This window comes from Cellulomonas sp. EB106-03-03-XG116, assembly GCF_058792015.1.
The window spans coordinates 100,653-120,482 of record NZ_JBYTEP010000008.1; the positions used below are offsets into that span (position 1 = coordinate 100,653).

13 protein-coding genes and 3 tRNA genes are annotated in these 19,830 nt (G+C 76.3%); 5 read left to right on the plus strand and 11 right to left on the minus strand.

Annotated elements, in window-relative coordinates; genetic code table 11:
- Nucleotides 1–74: 74 nt before the first annotated feature.
- Nucleotides 75–944: a helix-turn-helix domain-containing protein gene (locus tag AC3WUG_RS05725; protein WP_492326785.1), complete on the plus strand. Its 870-nt coding sequence runs from the start codon at nucleotides 75–77 to the stop codon at nucleotides 942–944.
- A gap of 1,279 nt (nucleotides 945–2,223) precedes the next feature.
- Here AC3WUG_RS05725 and AC3WUG_RS05730 read toward each other — a convergent pair.
- Both AC3WUG_RS05730 and AC3WUG_RS05735 read right to left on the minus strand, forming a co-directional pair.
- Nucleotides 2,224–2,439 (minus strand): hypothetical protein, encoded by a 216-nt coding sequence (locus AC3WUG_RS05730; RefSeq protein ID WP_492326786.1) that lies wholly within the window; start codon nucleotides 2,437–2,439, stop codon nucleotides 2,224–2,226.
- Between the two features lie 416 nt (nucleotides 2,440–2,855).
- Nucleotides 2,856–2,928: transfer RNA gene (locus AC3WUG_RS05735), tRNA-Arg, on the minus strand.
- 166 nt (nucleotides 2,929–3,094) lie between these two features.
- Here AC3WUG_RS05735 and AC3WUG_RS05740 point away from each other — a divergent pair.
- Nucleotides 3,095–4,006 (plus strand): DUF368 domain-containing protein, encoded by a 912-nt coding sequence (locus AC3WUG_RS05740; RefSeq protein WP_492326787.1) that lies wholly within the window; start codon nucleotides 3,095–3,097, stop codon nucleotides 4,004–4,006.
- Nucleotide 4,007: 1 nt separating this feature from the next.
- Here the strand turns inward: AC3WUG_RS05740 and AC3WUG_RS05745 are convergent, their stop codons facing one another.
- From AC3WUG_RS05745 to AC3WUG_RS05765, 5 genes are all read right to left on the minus strand, one after another.
- Nucleotides 4,008–4,961, minus strand: coding sequence for an ATP-dependent DNA ligase (locus AC3WUG_RS05745; protein WP_492326788.1), 954 nt, complete (start codon nucleotides 4,959–4,961; stop codon nucleotides 4,008–4,010).
- A gap of 78 nt (nucleotides 4,962–5,039) precedes the next feature.
- Nucleotides 5,040–5,627, minus strand: a complete 588-nt coding sequence (locus AC3WUG_RS05750) for a hypothetical protein (RefSeq protein WP_492326789.1) — start codon at nucleotides 5,625–5,627, stop codon at nucleotides 5,040–5,042.
- 177 nt (nucleotides 5,628–5,804) lie between these two features.
- Entirely contained in the window at nucleotides 5,805–7,481 is a 1,677-nt protein-coding gene (locus AC3WUG_RS05755) for an FAD-binding dehydrogenase (protein ID WP_492326790.1), read from the minus strand.
- Nucleotides 7,482–7,758: 277 nt separating this feature from the next.
- Nucleotides 7,759–7,847, minus strand: a tRNA-Ser gene (locus AC3WUG_RS05760).
- 76 nt (nucleotides 7,848–7,923) lie between these two features.
- Complete coding sequence (locus AC3WUG_RS05765; RefSeq protein ID WP_492326791.1) at nucleotides 7,924–9,189, minus strand: threonine/serine exporter family protein; 1,266 nt, start codon at nucleotides 9,187–9,189, stop codon at nucleotides 7,924–7,926.
- A gap of 140 nt (nucleotides 9,190–9,329) precedes the next feature.
- On the opposite strand from AC3WUG_RS05765, the gene AC3WUG_RS05770 reads away from it, so the two are divergent.
- Nucleotides 9,330–12,137: an Ig-like domain-containing protein gene (locus tag AC3WUG_RS05770; RefSeq protein WP_492326792.1), complete on the plus strand. Its 2,808-nt coding sequence runs from the start codon at nucleotides 9,330–9,332 to the stop codon at nucleotides 12,135–12,137.
- Nucleotides 12,138–12,156: 19 nt separating this feature from the next.
- Nucleotides 12,157–12,549, plus strand: a complete 393-nt coding sequence (locus AC3WUG_RS05775; protein WP_492326793.1) for a YchJ family protein — start codon at nucleotides 12,157–12,159, stop codon at nucleotides 12,547–12,549.
- Here the strand turns inward: AC3WUG_RS05775 and AC3WUG_RS05780 are convergent.
- Nucleotides 12,519–15,347 carry a DUF7507 domain-containing protein gene (locus tag AC3WUG_RS05780; protein ID WP_492326794.1) on the minus strand — a complete coding sequence of 943 codons (2,829 nt, stop codon included), beginning with the start codon at nucleotides 15,345–15,347 and terminating at the stop codon, nucleotides 12,519–12,521. The two genes, AC3WUG_RS05775 and AC3WUG_RS05780, sit on opposite strands and share 31 nt — an antisense overlap.
- Before the next feature lie 290 nt (nucleotides 15,348–15,637).
- On the opposite strand from AC3WUG_RS05780, the gene AC3WUG_RS05785 reads away from it, so the two are divergent.
- Nucleotides 15,638–17,473: a glycoside hydrolase family 6 protein gene (locus AC3WUG_RS05785; protein WP_492326795.1), complete on the plus strand. Its 1,836-nt coding sequence runs from the start codon at nucleotides 15,638–15,640 to the stop codon at nucleotides 17,471–17,473.
- Nucleotides 17,474–17,507: 34 nt separating this feature from the next.
- Here the strand turns inward: AC3WUG_RS05785 and AC3WUG_RS05790 are convergent.
- The 3 genes from AC3WUG_RS05790 to AC3WUG_RS05800 all read right to left on the minus strand — a co-directional run bounded on the left by AC3WUG_RS05790 (nucleotide 17,508) and on the right by AC3WUG_RS05800 (nucleotide 19,717).
- A tRNA-Ser gene (locus tag AC3WUG_RS05790) sits at nucleotides 17,508–17,601 on the minus strand.
- Nucleotides 17,602–17,760: 159 nt separating this feature from the next.
- On the minus strand, nucleotides 17,761–18,564 hold the full coding sequence (locus AC3WUG_RS05795; RefSeq protein ID WP_492326796.1) for an SDR family NAD(P)-dependent oxidoreductase: 804 nt from the start codon (nucleotides 18,562–18,564) through the stop codon (nucleotides 17,761–17,763).
- A gap of 43 nt (nucleotides 18,565–18,607) precedes the next feature.
- On the minus strand, nucleotides 18,608–19,717 hold the full coding sequence (locus AC3WUG_RS05800) for a COG1470 family protein (RefSeq protein ID WP_492326797.1): 1,110 nt from the start codon (nucleotides 19,715–19,717) through the stop codon (nucleotides 18,608–18,610).
- Nucleotides 19,718–19,830 lie beyond the last annotated feature (113 nt).

Genomic DNA, 19,830 nt, shown 5'->3' on the forward strand with positions numbered 1-19,830 from the left:
ACCGCCCGGACGACCTCAAAAGGGGAGGAAAACTCACCCCCCTTCGACGACCCGCGGTGGCGGATACTGCTCACGTGGCTGGCGAGAAGCGGTGGCGGGAGCTCGGGGACTTCTTGCGGGCGCGCCGAGCCGACCTCCGTCCGGCGGACTACGGCCTCGACGTGTCCGGTTCGCCGCGCAGAGTCCCCGGCTTGCGCCGGGAGGAGGTTGCACGTCTCGCCTCGATCAGCACTGAGTACTACTCGCGACTGGAGCAGGGCAGACTTCCCGCCTCCGCCCCGGTCCTGACCGACCTGGCCCGGGTGCTCCGGCTGGGTGATGACCACCGCGCTTACCTCTTCGAGCTCGCGGGCAAGGTCGGCGACGATCCCGGCGGGCCGCCGCGCCAGCGCGTCCAGGCGCCGCTGCAGCGGATGCTCGACGACTTGTCGAACACCCCGGCGTTCGTCTTGGGGCGACGGACACAGATCATCGGTTGGAACACCCTGGGGGCGGCGCTCATCGCGGACTTCGGTGCGATCCCCGAGCCGAAGCGGAACTTCCTGCGCCTTCTCTTCACCGACCCGTCGATGCGGACCCTGTACGCCGACTGGCCGGGCGTCGTTGATCTCGCGATCGCTCAGCTCCGTATGGACAGCGCCCGGTATCCGGACGATCCCGTGCTAGAGGCGCTGGTCGCGGAACTGTCCGAGCGTGACCCGTTCTTCGTCCAGCTGTGGACCGCACACGAGGTCGCGAGCCGAGGGACGGGCGTCAAGACCCTCCACCACCCGGTAGTCGGTGAACTCCGCCTCGAGTGGGAGATCCTGTCGTCGGCGCAGGACCCCGACCAGCTTGTCGTGATCTGGACGGCCGAGGCCGGGACCGAGTCGTTCGTCCGACTGCGGGAGCTGGCGGCGCACGCCGCGGCTGCACGTCCTGACCCCACGCCCGGTGCGCAGTAGACGGCGACAGTCGCCGGGCGTCGGCTCGGTTCCGGGACGCGCCGAACGCTGAACGTCTGCCCGGCACGGGGATCGGGAGCGACTCCGCCCACGACCCCGTGGGTCACAGGCGAACGAGAACCTTGAGCGCTACGCGCGGTGCCGTGGCGCAGCTCGACAGCACCGTGCAGTCGTTCGACAAGGGAGTCACGCAGGTCGTGCCCCGACTGGGCCGCGTTCGAAGGCCGATTGGCCGTCGTGGCGAACGAGTGTGCAGCGGCGCTAGCGCTCGCCCAGGGCAAAGAACGCCCGCCCGCCGAACAGGTCACCACCGGTCGCGAACCCCAGGGCTGATCCTCAACTGCGACGAGGACGAGGTGATGTTCGGGCTGGGCTGCGACCGGGACCTGCGGGGCGCGCAGCACCAGGTCGGCGGGCCGCTTGGGCTGCTGCCCGCCCATGGACCTGCCGGCGCGGCGGGCGATAGCGGCCTCGTACCGCGACCACTGGTCGTAGTGCCGCTTGAGGGCCTGGTTGTTGAGCAGCTCGGTGCGCCGGTCGGTGTAGCGGCGGTGCTCGATGGCCCGCTCGAGGTCCGGGGCGAGCAGCAGCGCGATGTGCACGGACCCGCCGACCTCGACCCCGGGCAGGGCGAGGCGGGCGCGCATCCACGCGGCGACCTCGGGCAGGTCGGCGTCGGTGTCGTCCTCGACCGGTTCGGTGTAGACCAGCACCTGCTCGAGGAAGTCGAGCATGTTGTGCATGTTGACCTTGTGCGCGCCGGCCCACTCGACCTCGCGCTTGCGGCGGATCGCGGTGACGATCTGCGCGACGGTCGCGCCGAGCGGCAGCCGGCCGCTGGCGATGTCGGCGATGGTCGCGTTGGCGGGGCTGACCACGGCGCGGGGACCGATGACCGGGACGACGTCCGTCTTCTCCACCGCCGGGGTGGTGGTCGGCGTCGGTGTGGCGGCCCGCTGGCTCCGCACGCGCAGCGGCCAGCCGTTGGCGTCAGGCGTCCAGCCGGCTCCCTCGGCGAGGTAAGCGCGTCGGACGTCGCCGGCCAGGGCCACGATTTGCAGGTCGGACGTGGGTCGCTTCAGGGAGCGCGGGTTGGGGTGGTTCGGGGTGCGCCACCGGACCTGGACGGTCCCGCCCACGGGCAGGCCGAGGTCGGCCGGGGTGCGCAGGGACTCGTCGGCGCAGGCGCCGGCGGGCCAGGGCATCGGGCTCGGCAGGGTCCAGTTGACGCGGAACCCGTCGGCGTCGGTGACGGTGATGTACGGGCGGGACCAGGTGCTCATGAGGTGACTCCAGGAAGATCGGTTCGGCGGAAGTAGGGGCGTCCGTCGACGAGGACGTGCGGCGGCAGCTCCTGCGGGTGGTGGAGCGCGCGGTAGGCGAGGAGGTGCTCCGGCCGGTCCAGCAGCGACGCCGCGACCGCGACGTCGACGTACCCGGCGGGCACCGGCGTCGCGGCGGCCTGCTTGACCGGACGCAGCGTGCGACGGGGCACGGGGCGGTGGCTGGTGGGCCGGATCCCCGCGAGGAGCGGGTTGACCGGCGGGGGGTCGAGGACCCGACCCCGGTGAGTTCGGACGGCGATGCTCGGTGGCGGTAGTCGCGGCATGTACCGGATAGGTCCGGCTTCTGCGGAACCCGGCAGTACCCGCACACCACCGCGCGCACTCCCGTCACGCGACGGCGGCGCGACTGTGTCCCGGCGTGTGCGCGGGTGTGTCCCGGGGTGTGTCCGCGGGCGCGGTCGGGGCGGCGCGGACGGCGGCCCTACCGGCTCGACATCGACGGTGACGTCGGACCTCGGTGCGGCCGTGTCCGGCGCGTCACGGTCCGCTGAACTGCAAGAACGCGGATCCTGGCGGAACGGCGAAGGCCCAGCACCGTTCCGGTGCTGGGCCTTCGTCTCGTGTGTGCGCCCGGAGGGACTCGAACCCCCAACCTTCTGATCCGTAGTCAGATGCTCTATCCATTGAGCTACGGGCGCATCGGCCCCGGAGGGCCGTTGAAGAGAGTACAGGTCGCACCGCCCCTTGCCCAAACCGGATCGACGTGCGCCCGGCCACACCCCGCCGGGGACGGTGCCGCGCACGGTGTGCGTAGGTACCCCGCCGCCTCGCGTCGGCCCCTGCACGCCCCGTAGCGTCGACCGGGTGCCTGACGACGCCTCCGCCGCCACCACGTCCCGCCCCGCCTCGACTCCCTGGTCCCTGACCCGTGGCGCCCTCGTCGGCGCCGCCGAGGCCCTGCCCGGCATCAGCGGCGGCACCGTCGCCCTGGTGACCGGCGCCTACGAGACCGCCGTCACCGGCGCCGGGCACGCGATCTCCGCGCTGCGCCTGGCCGCGACCGACCGCGAGCGCGCCCGCGCGGAGCTCCGGAAGGTGCGGTGGTCGGTGATCGTGCCGCTGCTCATCGGCATGGTGCCCGGGCTGCTGATCACGGTGCGGTTCATCGCGCCGCTGCTGGAGGAGCACCCCGTCCCGCTCTACGGCCTGTTCCTCGGCATGACGGCCGCGGCGCTGGTGGTGCCGGTGCGGATGGCCGGCGCGCGGTGGTCGGCGGGCGAGGTGGCGCGGGCGCTGGTGGTGGCGGCCGCGGTGTTCCTGCTCGTCGGGCTGCCGCCGCAGCACCTGAGCCCCACCTACCCGGTGGTGCTGGTGGCCGCGGCGGTGGCGGCGTGCGCGCTCGCGCTGCCCGGGACGTCGGGGTCGTTCCTGCTGCTGACGTTCGGGCTGTACCAGCCGACGCTCGCGGCGCTGAACGACCGGGACTGGGGCTACGTCGCGGTGTTCCTCGCCGGGATCGTGATCGGCCTGGCGTGCTTCGTGAAGGCGCTGCAGTGGCTGCTGGAGCGCCAGCGCCGCCCGACGCTCGTGCTGCTGTCCGGCGTGATGGCTGGGGCGCTGCGGGCGCTGTGGCCGTGGCAGGAGGACGACCGGACGCTGCTGGCGCCGGGCGACCAGGTCGGGCTGGCGGCGGCGGCGTTCGCCGTGGGGGCGGCGGTCGTGCTGGCGCTCGTCGCGGCCGAGCGGCGGTCCCGCTCGCTGCCCGACGCGGGCTGAGTCAGCCGCAGCCCACCAGCACGGCGCCGGCCGCCACCTCGACGGGGTGCAGCTCCGGCCGGGCGCGCAGGAACTGCGCCGGTCGCGCCAGGGCGCCGTCGGCCCACGGCACGTCCGCGGACACCTCGACGACCAGCGGCGCGATCCGGGTCGCGATGGCCGACGTGGCACCGCCCGGCGGCCCGAGCGGCGTCACGAGCCGCCCGAGCGCGAGCCCCGCGGCGAGCCCGATCGAACCCGAGCGACCGACGGGCACCAGCTCGCCGTCGACGGGCAGCGCCAGCAGCAGCGCGCCCGGCTGGGCGGCCGACCCGGTGACGGCCGTGGCGACGAGGTCGACGACCGAGCGGTGCTTGACCTTGCGCCAGTCGCGGGTGCCGGGTCGGTAGGGCTGGTCGAGGCCCTTGGCCACCAGGCCGTCGACGCCCAGCCCGGCGAGGTCCCGGAACCAGCGGGCGGCCAGGCCGGCGTCGCCGGTGAGCGGCGAGGTGGACAGCGGGCCGACCCAGCCGGCGGCGAGCTCCTCGAGGGCGATGCGCCGCTCGATGAACGGCTGGGGCCGGAGGTCGACGTGCTCGCGCTGGATGACGTCGAACACGATGAACTCGCCCGGCAGCGCGGCCGCGAACGCGCCGGGGTCCGCCGCGCCGGCCCGGCGCTGCAGCGCGCCGAAGTCGACCTGGCCGGCGCTGCGGACGACGAGCTCGCCGTCGAGCACGGTCCCCGCGGGCACGAGCCGGGCGACCGCGTCGGTCACCTCGGGGAAGGCCCGCGTCAGGTCGGCGCCGTGCCGGGACCGGAGCAGCGTGCGCGGGCCGTCGGCGAGCGCGAGCAGCCGCATGCCGTCCCACTTGGGCTCCCAGGCGGTGCCGCCGGGCAGGCCGACGGTGTCGTCGAGCCCGGGGACGGGGCGCGCCAGGGCGAGACCGCTGGGGTCCTCCGGCGTTCGGGCCACGGCCGAACTGTACGCCCGCTTTCCTCCACATATGTGGGGTTTCGTCCGATTTCGTTCGACCGGGTGAAACCGGACTCGTCAGGCGCTCGTCGCGGGCCGCGCCGCGGACACGGCCGGGGCCGCGCGGACCACGCGCACGCCCGCCGCGACGCCGCCCGCGGGCGCGTGGTCGCCGGAGCCGGGCGACCACCGGGCACCGTCCGGGGCGGTGCCGACCCGGACGGGCAGCACCAGCGTCGCGCCCGCCGCGGCGGCGGGCCCCGACTCGGGCAGGGTGGCCGTGCCGTGCACCGTCACCGGCTCCTCGCCGACCAGGCCGAGCCCCAGCCGGGCGCCGCGCAGGCCCTCCGCGCTCCCGGCGGCGAGCACGGCGCCGGTGGCGTCGCTCAGGGTCAGCTCGACGTCGGCGTCGTCGGGGGTGGTGGCCTCGCCGAGCACGAGGGTGAGCGGCGAGGGCGTGCCGTCGGCGGGGCGCGCGGTGATGTGGAACGTGGCGGACGCCCCGGGCGCCGGGACCGGCACGAGGACCCGCCCCGTCGCACCCTCGCGCAGGTCGAGCCCCGCCGTCGGCAGCCCGCTCGACGCCCCGAGCGCGCCGGCGCCGAGCACCCCGCCGACCGTCAGCGCGATCGCCGTCGCGACCACCCGCGACACCAGCCTCCGCATGTCCGCCCTCCCGTCGCCCGCGCCGCGGAACCGGGCCGCGACGTCGTCGACGCTAGGACGCCGCGACCACTCAGCCGCGGGGACCGGGTGCTGCCGCGAGGTCCGGTCACGGCACGACGGGGGCCGCCGCGATCCGTGTGCGTGCCAGGCATCCCGAACCCTCACCGGCCCGGCGGCTCAGAGCGCCTGCGCCACCGCCCGCCCCGCCGTGCGGCCGGTCAGCAGGCACCCGCCGAGGAAGGTCCCCTCCAGCGCCCGGTACCCGTGCGCGCCTCCGCCGCCGAACCCGGCCGCCTCCCCCGCCGCGTACAGCCCGGGCACGGGCGCCCCGTCGAGCCCGAGCGCCCGGCCGTCGAGGTCGGTCTGGATCCCCCCGAGCGTCTTGCGGGTGATCACGCGCAGCCGCACCCCGATCAGCGGCCCCGCACCCGGGTCGAGCACCCGGTGCGGGCGGGCGACCCGCAGCAGCCGGTCGCCGCGGTACCGCCGGGCGTTCCGGATGCTCTGCACCTGCGCGTCCTTGGCGAACGGGTTCGTCAGCTGCCCGTCCCGCTCCCGGACCTGCCGCTCGATCGCCGCGGGGTCGAGCAGCGGCTCCGCGGTCAGCGCGTTCATCCCCGCGACCAGCTCGCGCAGCGTCCCGGCGACGACGAAGTCCGCCCCGCGCTCCTTGAACGCCTCGACCGGCCCCGGCGCCCCGCGACCCAGCCGGGTCCGCAGCAGCAGCCGGTAGTCGCGCCGGGTGATGTCCGGGTTCTGCTCGGACCCGGACAGGGCGAACTCCTTCTCGATCACCTTCTGGGTCAGCACGAACCAGGAGTGGTCGTACGGCTGCAGGTCCGGGTCCGCCCGCAGCAGCCGGAGCGTGCCGACCGTGTCGTGGCCAGGCAGCCCGGGCGGGGGCAGCCGGCGGCCCAGCGCGTCGAACCAGACCGACGACGGCCCGGGCAGGATGCGGATGCCGTGCCCCGGCCACACCGGCGCCCAGTTCGCGACGCCCTCGGTGTAGTGCCACATGCGGTCCCGGTTCACCAGGCGCACGCCGTCGGCCGCGGCGATGTCGAGCATCCGGCCGTCGACCGACGCGGGCACGCCGGTCAGCATCGTGTGCGGCGGGGTGCCGAGCCGGTCGGGCCACCAGCGGCGCACCCGCTCGTGGTCGCCGCCGATGCCGCCGGTCGCGAGGACCACCGCCTGGGCGGTGAGCACGAAGTCCCCGACCACGTCGCGGTTCGTCCGCACCCCGCGCGGGGCGTCGTCGTCGGCCAGGACCGCGCCGTGCACGCCGGTGACCGCGCCGGAGGTCCGCACCAGCCCGTCGACCCGGTGCCGGAACCGCAGCGCGAGGCGCCCGTCCGCCGCCGCCGCCCGCACCCGGTCCGCGAACGGCTCGCTGATCCCGGTCCCGCTCCCCCACGGCACGTGGAACCGCGGCACCGAGTTCCCGTGCCCGCCGGGCAGGCCGTCGCCGCGCTCGGCCCAGCCGACCACCGGCGTGAACCGGACGCCGCGCTCGTGCAGCCACGGCAGCGCGTCCCCCGCGGCGAATTCGACGAACGCCCGACCCCAGCGCACCGCCCAGGCGTCCTCCGGCAGGTCGCCGTCGAGCCGGTCCCAGCCGGCCGTGCCCTGCCAGTCCCGCCACGCCAGGTCGAGCGAGTCCCGGACGCCGAACCGGCGCTGCATCGGGCTGTCCACCAGGAAGATGCCGCCGAACGACCACCAGGCCTGGCCGCCGAGGTTCGCCGGGCTCTCCTGCTCGACGAGCACCACCCGCCGGCCCGCCCGGACCAGCTCGTCGGCGGCGACCAGCCCGGCCAGCCCGCCGCCCACCACGATGACGTCCGCGTCCACGCGCCACACCCCCGCCGCCCGCGGCGTCGCCCCGTCGCGGCGCCGGCTGGGGCGACTGTAGCGGGGCGCCGGGGTCAGACGATGGTGCCGGCGGCCGCGCGCACGGCCGCCCGCGAGGTCGTCACATCCTGGTGAGGTCGTCACACGTTCGTGACGACCTCACCCGCGTGTGACGACCTCACCGCGACACGCACCGGTCCGCGGCGGCTCACCCCGCCCGCTGGGCGCACGGACACGCGACGAGGGCCCGGTCGCCATGACCGGGCCCTCGTGGAAGCGGAGACGGTGGGATTTGAACCCACGGAAGGGTTGCCCCTTCACGACCTTAGCAGGGTCGCGCACTAGACCTGGCTATGCGACGTCTCCAGACTGCGACACAGTACCGGGCGTCCCGGGCACCCGGCAAAGCGGCCCCCGCGGGCCGCCCGCGGCACTCGGCGGGTCAGTGCTCGAAGCCCCACTCCCGGTCGGTCAGCATCCGCGCGACGGCGAGCCCGACCGACAGCGCGACGACCACCAGGCCGGCCTGGACGCCGTACGCCAGCGCCTGGGTGGTGTCCCCGTTCGACAGGTAGAACACCGACCGGTAGGCCGAGACGCCCGGGACCATGATGACGACGGCGGGGACGGAGACGGTGATCCGCGGGACGCCCAGCCGCGGCGCGATCACGGCGGCGAGCAGCCCGACCAGCAGCGCCGCCCCCGCCGCCGCGGCCTGCGGCGCGACCTCCCCGACGAGGTACAGCCGGCCCGTGTTGGCGACCATCCCGACGACGGCAGCGCCCAGGGCCATCCGCCACGGGCTGTTGAACATGAGCGCGAAGCCGAGCACGCCGACGAAGCTCGCGACCATGCGCAGCACCAGGAGCAGCCCGGAGTGCAGCACGGGTCCGGCCTCGGGGTCCGGGGACAGCCCCACCGCGATCGACACGCCCCACACCGCGAGCGCCGCCGAGGTGAGGATCATCAGCGCGTAGGTGAGCCGGGCGACGCCCGCCGAGAAGTCGAGCTTCGCGAGGTCGAGCCCCCCGGTGACCAGCGGGAAGCCGGGCACCAGGAACAGCACCGCCGAGACGTAGCCGGCCGCGTGCCGCACTTCCGTGGCACCCAGCTCGTGCACCGCCGACACCAGCCCCAGGTACGCGAGGCAGGCCAGCGCGGCGGCCAGCATGGTGACGCCGAACTGGTTGAACCCGCGGTGCAGCAGCAGCCGCCGCGTGAGCTGGCCGACCCAGGCCGCGACGAACGCGCCGGCCATCTCGACCGGGCCCCCGTTGTTGAGGAACGCGAACGCCGCGCACGCGACCGCCGCCCACAGCGCGTTGACCGCGTCGGGGTACAGCGGCCGCTTGCGCTCGATCCGGTCGAGCTCGGCGGACACCTCCTCGACGGTCGCGCGCCGGCCCGACCGGGCGAGGTCCCCGGCGAGGTGCTCGAGCTCCGCCAGCCGGTCCGCGTTGATGCCGACGGACCGGACCTCGGCGACCTCGGTGCGGAAGCTCGGGCCGCGGTGCGAGGTCGTGGTGATCTCGGTCAGCGTCACGTGCGCCTCGTGCCGGTCGACGCCGATCGCCCGCGCGATCCGCGCCATCGACGACTTGACCCGGTAGGACCCGGTCCCCGCGGACAGGCTCAGCCGCCCGACGCGCAGCGCGACGCCGGACTGGCGGATGAGCTCGAGCTCGTCGTCGGTCGGTTGGGTCGGCACGCGCACCATGATGGCGGGCCAGGACCGCCGTCGGCGGGACGTCGGTCCGGCCCGGCGGCACCCTCGCCACCCGGCCGCTCCCTCGGTACCGTGACCGGACGTGCTGGTCGGGGGCCGGCGCACGAGACATCGGGGGCAGGGTGCGGACGAGGTCGGGCGGCGGAGCGCGACGGGACGCCACGGCGGCGGCGGCGCGGAGGGGGCGGGCGCGCGCACGGCGCCGGTGGTCCCTCGCCGCGGCGGGCGCGCTGCTGCTCGCGACCCTGGTCCCCGGCGGTCCGGCGCAGGCCGCCCCCGCGGACGACTGCGCGGCGCCCACCCGGACGGTCAGCGGCGCGGCGACCGGCGCGGCGCTCGACATCGCGGCCGGCGAGGTCGTCCTGCTGGCCGGCGGCACCCAGGTCGGGGGCGTCAACGCGCTGCCGGCCGGGGCGACGCTGTGCGTCGCCGCCGGCGCGACGCTCGCGCCGGCCTACGTCAACAACGCCGCCGGCACGATCTACGTCGCGCCGGGCGGGACGGCGACGATGCCGTCGGTCGCGGTGAACGCGGGGTTCGTGCTGGACAACGCCGGGACGGCCACGTTCGCCGGGCTGGCGCTCAACGGACCCGGGACCGTCACCAACGCGGCGGGGGCGACGCTGACGATCACCGGCGCGTTCACCCCCGCGGCCGGCACGGTCGTCAACGACGGCACCCTGGCGCTGCCGGGCGGCGCGACGCTCAACTCGCCGGTGTCGCTCACCAACAACGGCACGCTCACGGCCGCGGGCACGACGATCGTCAACGGGCCGTTCCGGAACGCCGGGACCGCCACCCTCGCCGGTGATCTGGTGGTCAACGGCTCGGGCGCGCTGACCAACGTGTGCGTGCTCCAGGCGTCGGGCGGGTTCACCAACAACGGAGGGTCGAGCAGCACCGGCCTGGTCGCGCTGGGCGGCGGCTTCGTCAACCAGGGCACCTGGCGGCAGGCGCCCACCGCGGCCCTGACCGCGACCACGCTGGCGGACGACGGCGCCGTCACCGGGTTCGGGCGGTACGTGTTCACCGGCACCACCGGGGTGCAGGGCGGGTTCGACGGCGACTCCGCGTTCGTGCCGATCTTCGTCGACGTCCCCGGCGCGGCCTTCCCCGACACCGGCGGGGGTTCGGTGACCAACGTCGACCTCCGCGCCCTCGTGGTGCCGGGGCCCGCCGACTACCCCGCCCCGGACTGCGCCGACCCGGTCGGCCCCGCGTCCGCCGACGTGCAGGTCAGCAAGACCGGGCCGGCGTTCGTGGGACCCGGCGGGCAGCTCACGTACACGATCGACGTGACCAACGCCGGGCCCGACGAGGCCGTCGGCGTGACCGTCACCGACGCGCTCCCGCCCGCCCTCGCCGGCGTGACGGCGTCGGGCGGCGGGGTCGTCGCCCCGCCGACGGTCACCTGGTCGCTGGGGACGCTCGCGGTCGGCGCGACGGTCACGCTGACCGTCACCGGCACCGCGCCGGGCAGCGGCGTGCTGGTGAACACGGTGAGCGCCACCGCGACCACGCCCGACCCCGACGCGTCGAACAACGACGGCACCGCGGACTCCGAGACCGTGACCACCGCGGTCACGCCGGGGCCCGGCGTCGTGGACCCGCCGACCGCCGACGACCTCGTGCGGGAGACCGTGGTCGGGCGGCCGATCGTCTCGACCGTCACCGGGACCAGCCCCGACCCGGACCTGCAGCTGCGGTTCAGCACCGTGACGGGACCGTCCGACGGCGCGCTGATCCTGCTGCCGGGCGGCCGGTTCGGGTACCTCCCCGACGCCGGGTTCGTCGGCACGGACTCGTTCACGTACCAGGTGTGCGACAACCAGGACCCGGTGCGGTGCAGCGCCCCCGCCACGGTGACGCTGATCGTGCACCCGCTCGCGGTCGACGACGAGACGACCACCCTCGTGAACACCCCCGTCACCATCGACGTGCTCGCCAACGACCCGTCCGGGTCGGCGCTGTCCCCGACGCTGGTCGACCCGCCCGACCACGGCCTGGTCACCGTCGACCCCGCGACGGGGTCCGTCGTCTACACCCCCGGCCCCGGCTACCTCGGCACGGACTCCTTCACGTACCAGGCGTGCTCGCCCGACGACCCGACCGACTGCGCCACCGCCGTGGTGACCGTGCACGTGTGGCCGGACAACCTGCCACCGGCCGCGCCGCCGCTCGTCCTCGAGACGACCGTCGACACCCCGGTCTCCGGCTCCCCGGCCGTGAGCGACCCCGACGGCGACGCGGTCACGCTCGTGCAGACGTTCCCGACCGCCGCGGGCGGCACCGTGACGCTGTCCGGCGGCACGACCACCTACTCGCCGCCGCCCGGGTTCGCGGGGCGCGACCTCTACCAGTACACGGTGTGCGACGACGGGATCCCGGTGCTGTGCAGCACCGGGCTGGTGACGGTGCTCGTCGACCCGGTGGCGGTGGACGACGCCGCGACCACACCCGAGGGCACCCCGGTGACGATCGACGTCGCCGCGAACGACCTCGGCACGGTCCTGCCGCCCGACGTCACCGCACCGCCGGCGCACGGCACGGTCGCGCTGGTCGGCGGGGCGCTGGTCTACACGCCGGCGCCCGGGTTCGTCGGGACGGACACGTTCACGTACCAGGTGTGCGCGGCCGACGTGTCGCCCGCGTGCGCGAACGCGGTCGTCACCGTGGTGGTGACCGGCGCGGGGGACCCCGGCGAGGGCGGGACCGGCGGCGGGTCCGCTGGGGGCCCCGGCGGGTCGGCGGGCGGGGGCGGGTCCGGCGCGTGGGCGGCCGACGACGAGCTGCCGCGCACCGGCGCCGACAGCCTCCCGCTCGCGGTGCTGGCGCTCGGCCTGGCCGGCGCGGGCGTCGCGCTGCGGCAGGCCGCCCTGCGGTCCCGGGCGGTCCGGGCCCGGGTCCGGGCGCGGGACGCCCGCCGCTGACCCGCCCGATACTGGACCGGTGCCGACCCCGACCCGCTGCCCCTGCCTGAGCGGCCTGCCGTACGACGAGTGCTGCGGGCCGCTGCACCACGGCGAGCGGACCGCCGCCACCGCGGAGGCGCTCATGCGGTCCCGGTACAGCGCGTTCGCCGTCGGGGACCCCGCGTACCTCCGGACGACCTGGCACCGCTCGACCCGGCCCCGGACGGTGGACCTGGACGCCGCGGTCGTGTGGCGGCGGCTCGAGGTCCTCCGCACCGACAGCGGCGGGCCCTTCGACACCACCGGGACGGTCGAGTTCCGGGCCTCGTACAGCGACCCGCGGGGTCGCGGGTCGCTGCACGAGGTGAGCCGGTTCGTCCGGGAGGACGGCGCCTGGACCTACGTCGACGGGTCCGTCGACCCCGCCTGACGCCGGCGCGCGACCAGCAGGCCGACCGCGACCAGGACGAGCGCGAGGACGGACGCCCCGGCGACCGCCGGGCCCGTGACGGCCAGGCCGCCCGCGTCCGCGGCCGGGTCCACGCCGCCGGTCGGGCCGGTGCCCGGCGCCGACCCCGGCGGGCCGGCGTCGATGGTCCCCCCGTCGCCGTCGCCGGTCCCGGGGCGGTCCCCGCCGCCGCCCGGCGGGGTGGTCGGCGAGGGCTCCGGGCTCGGCTCCGGCTCGGGCTCGGGGCTCGGCTCCGGCTCCGGGCTCGGCTCCGGCTCGGGCTCCGGCTCGGGGCTCGGCTCCGGCTCGGGCTCCGGCTCGGGGCTCGGTTCCGGCTCGGGCTCCGGCTCAGGGTCGACGACCATCCCCGGCACGACCGCCGTCGCCTCGGCCGTCACCGGGTCGACGGCCGGCACCCCCTCGGGCGCCCGGGCGTGCGCGGTGGCGGTCGCCCGGACCTCCCCCGCCTCCCGGTCGGCGTCGGTCACGAGGTACGGCTGCTCCGCCACGCACCCGGTCGCCTCGCCGGGCGCCAGCTCCGCGCGGTCGCACACGACCGGGCCGACCGGCACGTCGCCCACCCGCAGGTCGGCCACCCCGACGTCCCGCACGGTGACGGTGCCGGTGCTGGTCACCTCGAACGCGTACCGCACCTGCACGTCGGGGACACCGTCCTCCTCGACGTCCGCGCTCATCGCGAGCGCGATCCCGGCCACGGCCGGCCGCGTCGTGGTGGTCACGGCGTGCTGCGCCTCCGCGACCGTCCCGCCGACCGTGCGGGCGGCGGCGCGGGCGACGGCCGCCACCCCGCCCGCCACGAGGTCGTCCTCCGTCACGAGGTGGTCGGCGTCCCCGACGCAGGTCGTCGAGCCACCCGGGTCGAGGTCGTCCGCCACGCAGGTGGCGGAACCCGCCCTGTCGTGCGCCACCGCGAGCCCGGTGAGCGGGAGGTCGCCCGTGTTCTCGACGACGACCGTGTACCGGACGAGGTCGCCGACGTCCGCGAGGTCGGCACCGTGGTCGGCGACGAGCGCGGCCTCCTGGGTGATCGCGAGGGCGGCGGTCGCCGCGACGAGCGGGATCTCCACCGTGCTCGTCGCGGGGACCAGCGGGTCGGCGTGCGCAGGGACCGACCCGTCCGCGGTGGCGACGCTCGTGATCCCGCCCGCGAGGACGTCGGCGTCCCGCAGCGCGTAGGGCTCCGCGGCGCAGGCCGTCGCCTCCCCGGGCGCCAGCCCGGTCGCCTCGCAGGCGACCGGGACGCCCAGCTGCTCCTCGACCCGCACGTCGGCCACGTCCACGTCGCCCGTGTTCCGCACCTCGTAGGTGAGGAGCACGACGTCGCCCGCGGTGACCAGGCCGCCCTGGGCGACGTCGACCGCCGCGGAGCCGACGACCTGCAGCGCCGGGCTCCCGGTGATGGGCACCAGCACGTCGGCGGCCGCCGCGACCGGGCCGTCCGCTCCGACGGCGGTCGCCCGCGCCGCGTTCAGCAGCTCGCCCACCCGGGCGTGCTCGGCGCCGACGACGACCTCGACCCGGCAGGTCACCGACGCCGTCGCCGACCCGGCGGGACCGAGCTCGGGCACCACGCACACCTCGTCGGGCCCGACCAGCGGGTCGTGCACCCGCACGTCGGTCAGCGGCTCGGCGTCCGTGTTCGTGACGACCAGGTCGAACGGGATCACGCTGCCGGTCCGGAACGCGTCCGGGAGGTCGTCCGTCTGCGCCACCTGCGCGACGAGGTGCAGCGGTGCGAGCGGCTCGACGGTGCGGACCTCGACGTCGCGGACGAGGTGGACGTCGCTCACCGCCCCGGTCGCGGCGGCGAAGCCCAGCTTGTAGGTCGCCGGGGCGTCCTCGGCCATGGTGTGCGTCAGCACGGTCTGGTAGGCGCCGCGGGTCCCGGTGAAGTCGATCTCGACCGTGACGACCGGTCGGACGTCGGGGCTCACGGTCACGCGAACGTTGCGCCGGGCGGCCTCGATCAGCGCGGCGGTCGACGTCCAGCCGGAGGCGTCGAGCCGCTGCGTGCTGGCGTCCAGCGCCTGCGTTGCGAGCCAGCAGTACCCGCTGCGACCGTCGCCCGGTCCGCGGAGCGTCACGGCATTGCGTACCAGTGCGGGCCCGTGCGGCGACGGCGTCGCGCAGCCGGCACCCCGGCCCGTCGAGTCCAGGGCGAAGTTCCCGTACAGGTCGAACCCCACGCCGAGGTACGCACCCGCCACGCCCGCGGTGGTGGCGTCCTGGGCGTAGCCGAGGCTGCCGCCGAACGCACCGAGCGCGCGCAGGTCGTGCGCGCCGTCGACGATCACCAGCCCGATCCCGTCGGCGCCGGCACCGCCGCGGGGCCGGTACATGTACTGGTCGTACTCGACGACGAGCCCGGCCTCCGCCGGGACGGCACGGTCCAGGGCGACCCCGCCGGCCTGGCTCATCAGGTCGTCGGTCAGCTGCAGGTAGCCGGGCGTGACCCCCGGCGTCGGCCCGCTGCCGGTTCCGGGCGGGCAGGGCCCCAGCGCCGACCCGCCACCGTCGCCGGGCGGTGTCAGCCCCGAGCGGGCCGCGGTCAGGCAGGCGGACCCGAGCGGGATCACGCGGGAGTCCGCGACGGTGGCCTGGTCGAACGGCTCGAGCAGCAGCACCGACCCCTCGTCCGCCACCGCGGTCTGCTGCGCCACGGCCGTCGGCGCCGCCGCGGCTCCCCCGAGCCCGAGCGCCAGCGCGGTCATCGTCGCACCCAGGGCGCGCGCTGCACGGCGCACCGGTGTCCTCGGCATCTGCGTGTCCTCCTCCGGACGGCTCGGGACGCCGTCGTCTGGACTCGCATGTCAGCGCAGCCCTGCGCCTGATTCCTGGGCCCGTAGGTGGCGAATCGCGACTTTTAAGTAGCATGCACGCTGCGGGATCGGGGTTTTGAGTGGCGTCATCGCGGCTGGGTAAGTGGTCGCGGCCGCCTTTCGAGAGGCGGGAACCGTGCCTCGGGGGCGGTTCACCCACCCCGACGAGGCCGGGGAGCGGGCAGGTCGCCGATGAGGAGGGAAAGCCGTTCCCCGACGAGGACCCCGCCATGCCCCGCGCCGCCCGCCCGCACCCGTCCCGCCCGACCGCCCCGTGGTCGCGACCGCTCGTCGCCGCCGTCCGCGCGGCCGCCGCCGCACTGCTGGTGGTGGTCGTGCTGGCGCCGTCCCCGGCCACGGCGTCCGCCCCGGCACCCGCGGGTGACCGGCTGACGAGCGGCCAGGCCCTCCCCGCGGGCGGCACTCTCGCCGCGGCCGGCAGCGCGCACCGCCTGACGGTCGGCGCCGACGGCGACGTGACCGTGCGCCTCGGCTCCGGGCCCGTGCTCTGGCACACCGGCACCACCGGAAACCCCGGCGCGCGGCTCGCGCAGCAGAAGTCGGGCGCGCTGGAGGTGCGGTCCGCATCCGGCACCCTGCTCTGGACCACCGGCGCGGCCTCGCCCGGCGCCCGTTCGATCATCAAGCCCGACGGCGTCGTGTACACCGTCGACACCGCGGGCCGGCTCGTGTGGAAGTCGACCACCGACGGCCCCGCGCTCCGCACCACCCCCGCGGACCGGGTGCCGTCCGGCGGCCTGCTCCTGCCCGGCGAGTCGATCGCGACCGGCGACGTCCGGCTGACGATGGGCACCGACGGCGACCTCGCCCTGACCCGCGGCGGCGCCCTGGCCTGGCACGCCGGCACGGCCGTCCGGGGCGCGTCCGCCCGCGTGACCCCCGGCGGCGACCTCCAGGTCGTCTCCCCGGCCGGCGCCGTGCTGTGGTCCGCCGGCGCGTCGTCACCGGGCGCGCGGCTGGTGGTCAAGGACCACGCGCGGATCTACCTGATCTCGACCTCCGGCGCGAGCGCGTGGTCCACCGCGGCCCCGACCGGCGAACGGGTGCCCGCCGTCGTCACCCTGCCCCTGCCGACCGCGCTGCCGGTGGTGTCCCGCCCGGGCTCCGGCTCGGGCGGCGGCGCGTCGACCGACGCCAGCTCGGGCGAGCGGGTGTACCGCACGGTGCTGTCCGCCGCGCCGCCGTACGCCGACCCCGCGTCGGACGTCGCCCGCGCCGCGGCCGTCGCCCGGACGGCGGGCCGCACCGGCGACGCCGCGCTGCTCGACAAGGCTGCGAGCGGCGGCGCCGCGCGGTGGCTGGGCCCCGCGGACGGCACGGCCGCGGTCCGCGCCTACGCCGCCGCGGCGACCGCGGCCGGCCGCACGCCGGTGTTCGTCACCTACGCCATCCCCGACCGCGACTGCGGCTCGTACTCGGCCGGCGGGTTCGCGACGGCCGCCGAGTACCGCACGTGGGTGGACGCGGTCGCCGCGGGCCTGCGCGGCTCCCGTCCCGTCGTCGTCGTCGAGCCGGACGCCCTGCTGCACCTGGAGCGGTGCGGCGACCGGGACCAGCGGCTCGAGCTGCTCCGCGCGTCCGTCGAGGCGTACCGGGCCGCGGGTGCCGAGGTCTACCTCGACGCCGCCAGCAGCAACAGCTTCGGCTGGAGCGCCGAGCAGCTGCGCGACATGGCCCTGCGGCTGCGCGCCGCCGGCGTCGACCGCGCCGCCGGGTTCTCGGTGAACGTGTCGAACTTCCAGCGCAGCGAGCACGAGGTCGCCTACGGCACGTACCTGTCGGCGCTCCTCGGCGGGAAGGCGTTCGTCGTCGACACCTCGCGCAACGGCGCCGGGCCGCTCGCCGGCCCGGACGGCACGGTGTGGTGCAACCCGGAGGGGCGTGCGCTCGGCGTGGCGCCCGGCGCGACCGGCAGCGGGCCGCACGTCGCGAACCTGTGGATCAAGACCGTCGGCCGGTCGGACGGGACCTGCAACGGCGGGCCGGTCGCGGGCACCTACTGGGAGGACTACACGCTGGGCCTGGCGTCCCGCGCGGCGTGGTGACGGGTCCTGCGCGCGGACGTCGGTCGCGCACAGGTGGCGGAGGGCGTGGGATTCGAACCCACGAGGACGCCTTTCGACGCCCCAACGGTTTTCAAGACCGTCGCTTTCGGCCGCTCAGCCAGCCCTCCCACGAACGCGGCGACCCTACCAGCGGCCCGACTCGCGCAGCCCGCTCCGCGCATCCGCCCTCGCCCACGCCGACACCCGCGCCGAGGTTGCAGAAGATGCGGGGTTCCGCCGCGCGAACCCCGCATCTGCTGCAATCTCGGCGAATCCGGCAGGCCGCCTCAGGGCAGGATCGCGTCCACGTACCCGCCGTCCACGCGCAGCGCGCCGCCGGTCGTCGCCGACGCCAGCGGCGACGCCAGGTACACGACCAGGTTCGCGATCTCCTCCGGCTCGATCAGCCGCTGCAGCAGCGACTGCGGCCGGTGCCGGCGCATGAACTCCCGCTGCGCCTCGTCCCAGGGCAGGTCCTTCTCGACGAGCGAGTAGACGAAGTCCTCGACGCCGCCGGTGTGCGTCGGGCCGGCGATCACCGAGTTCACGGTGACGCCGGTCCCCGCGGCCTCCTTCGCGAAGCCCCGGGACACCGCCAGCAGCGCGGTCTTGGACATGCCGTAGTGGATCATCTCGGCGGGGATGACGACGGCGGAGTCGGAGGCGATGTTCAGCACCCGGCCCCAGCCCCGTCCGGTCATGCCGGGCAGGTAGGCGCGGGTGAGCCGGACCGCGGCGAGCACGTTGACCTCGAAGTAGCGGCGCCACTCGTCGTCGGTGATCTCCAGGGCCGGCCGCGACTCGAAGATGCCGAGGTTGTTGACCAGGACGTCGACGTCGGGGACGACCCCGCGGACCGCCTCCGCGCCCGCGTCGGTGCTCACGTCGCCCGGGGCGGCCACGAACGACCCGGGGCCGTCGCCGAGCTCCGCGGTCAGCCGCGCGACGGCGTCGTCGACCGAACCCGCTGTGCGGCCGTTGACGGCCACGCGCGCCCCGGCGCGGGCGAGGCCGACGGCGATCGCGGCGCCGATGCCCTGAGTGGAACCGGTGACGAGCGCCGTGCGCCCGGTGAGGTCGAGCTGCGTCATGCCCCGACGGTAGGCGGTCGGGCGCGGACCCCGCGAGGCGCGGTCAGCGGACCTCCGGGGGCCCGGCGGCCGCGCGGGCGGCAGCGACCGCCTCGTCGAACCGGCGCTGAGCGGCGTCGGCGCGGCGCCAGTGCAGCAGCACGGCGGCGACCACGGCAGCGGCGACCAGGACCACCACGGCGCCCTGCAGCCACGGCAACGCCCACGCGCTGAACGGCGCCTGGATCAGCACGGAGGCGCCGGTGTGCGCGTCCTCGCCGACGCCGACCGGAGTGACGGTCACCTCCCCGGACAGCCGCCCCAGCGGCCAGGCGGGGATCTCGGCGGTGACGGGGACGGAGGCGCCGGGCAGCACCTCCCTCGGGTCCGGCCCCTCGGTGCCGCCCCCGGCGAGGCCGAACGGCCCCGCGACCCGGGTGACGACGGTGCCGCCGAGCCGGACGTTGCCGGCGTTGGCGATCTGGTACTCCAGCCGCAGGGTGCCGGCGGAGAACGGGTTCCAGGACGGGACGTAGGTGGCGGTGACCTCGGGCACCGCGAGGGCGGTGACCAGGTCGCCGGTGACCCGCAGGTGCAGGCGGGCGCCGACCCGGCTGTCGACGCCGACCCCGTCGGCGGTGCTCGTGGCCACGGCGGCGACGATCCCCGCGGGGTGGTCGCCGGGCGTGGCGTCGACGGGCACGCGCACGACGAACGGCAGTGTGACGGTGCCGCCTCCGACGACCTCCACATGCTGCACGGTCCCGGGCTCGCCGCCGGCGCCCCCCGGGTCGCCCATCGCGACCCAGGACCCCGCCCCGGCCGGGGTGGTCCCCTCCGGGGTCAGGTCGAACTGCCCGTCGGAGGTGAGGACGCCGTCGCCCGCGTAGACCCGGAAGACCACCGGGTGCTCGCTGAAGTTCGTCAGCGCGACGTACTCGGTGAGCTCGGCACCGGGGTCGAGGGTGTGCCGGTAGGAGACCCGCCCGTCGGGGCCCTCGGGGGTCGCGGGTTCCAGCGCCCAGGTGATGCGCTCGGTGGTGGTGGTGGCGGACGCCGCCGCGGCGGCCTGGCTGGGGGCGAGCGGGCCGAGCGCCGGCAGCAGCGCGAGGCCCAGGGCGAGGGCGAGCGCGGCGGGCCGCCGGGGACGGGGGCTGGCGGACGTGCGGGGCACGGCGGGCTCCGTGAGGGGTGTCGGGGGCGGGCACGGCGGTGGGGGGGGGGGGGGGGGGGGGGGGGGGGGGGGGGGGGGGGGGGGGGGGGGGGGGGGGGGGGGGGGGGGGGGGG

Excerpts from the sequence above, each read along its gene's own strand:
- AC3WUG_RS05750 (WP_492326789.1), bottom strand. The coding sequence starts at position 5,627 with ATGCGGAGGCTGGTGTCGCGGGTGGTCGCGACGGCGATCGCGCTGACG.
- AC3WUG_RS05780 (WP_492326794.1), bottom strand. The coding sequence starts at position 15,347 with ATGCCGAGGACACCGGTGCGCCGTGCAGCGCGCGCCCTGGGTGCGACG.
- AC3WUG_RS05785 (WP_492326795.1), top strand. The coding sequence starts at position 15,638 with ATGCCCCGCGCCGCCCGCCCGCACCCGTCCCGCCCGACCGCCCCGTGG.
- AC3WUG_RS05795 (WP_492326796.1), bottom strand. The coding sequence starts at position 18,564 with ATGACGCAGCTCGACCTCACCGGGCGCACGGCGCTCGTCACCGGTTCC.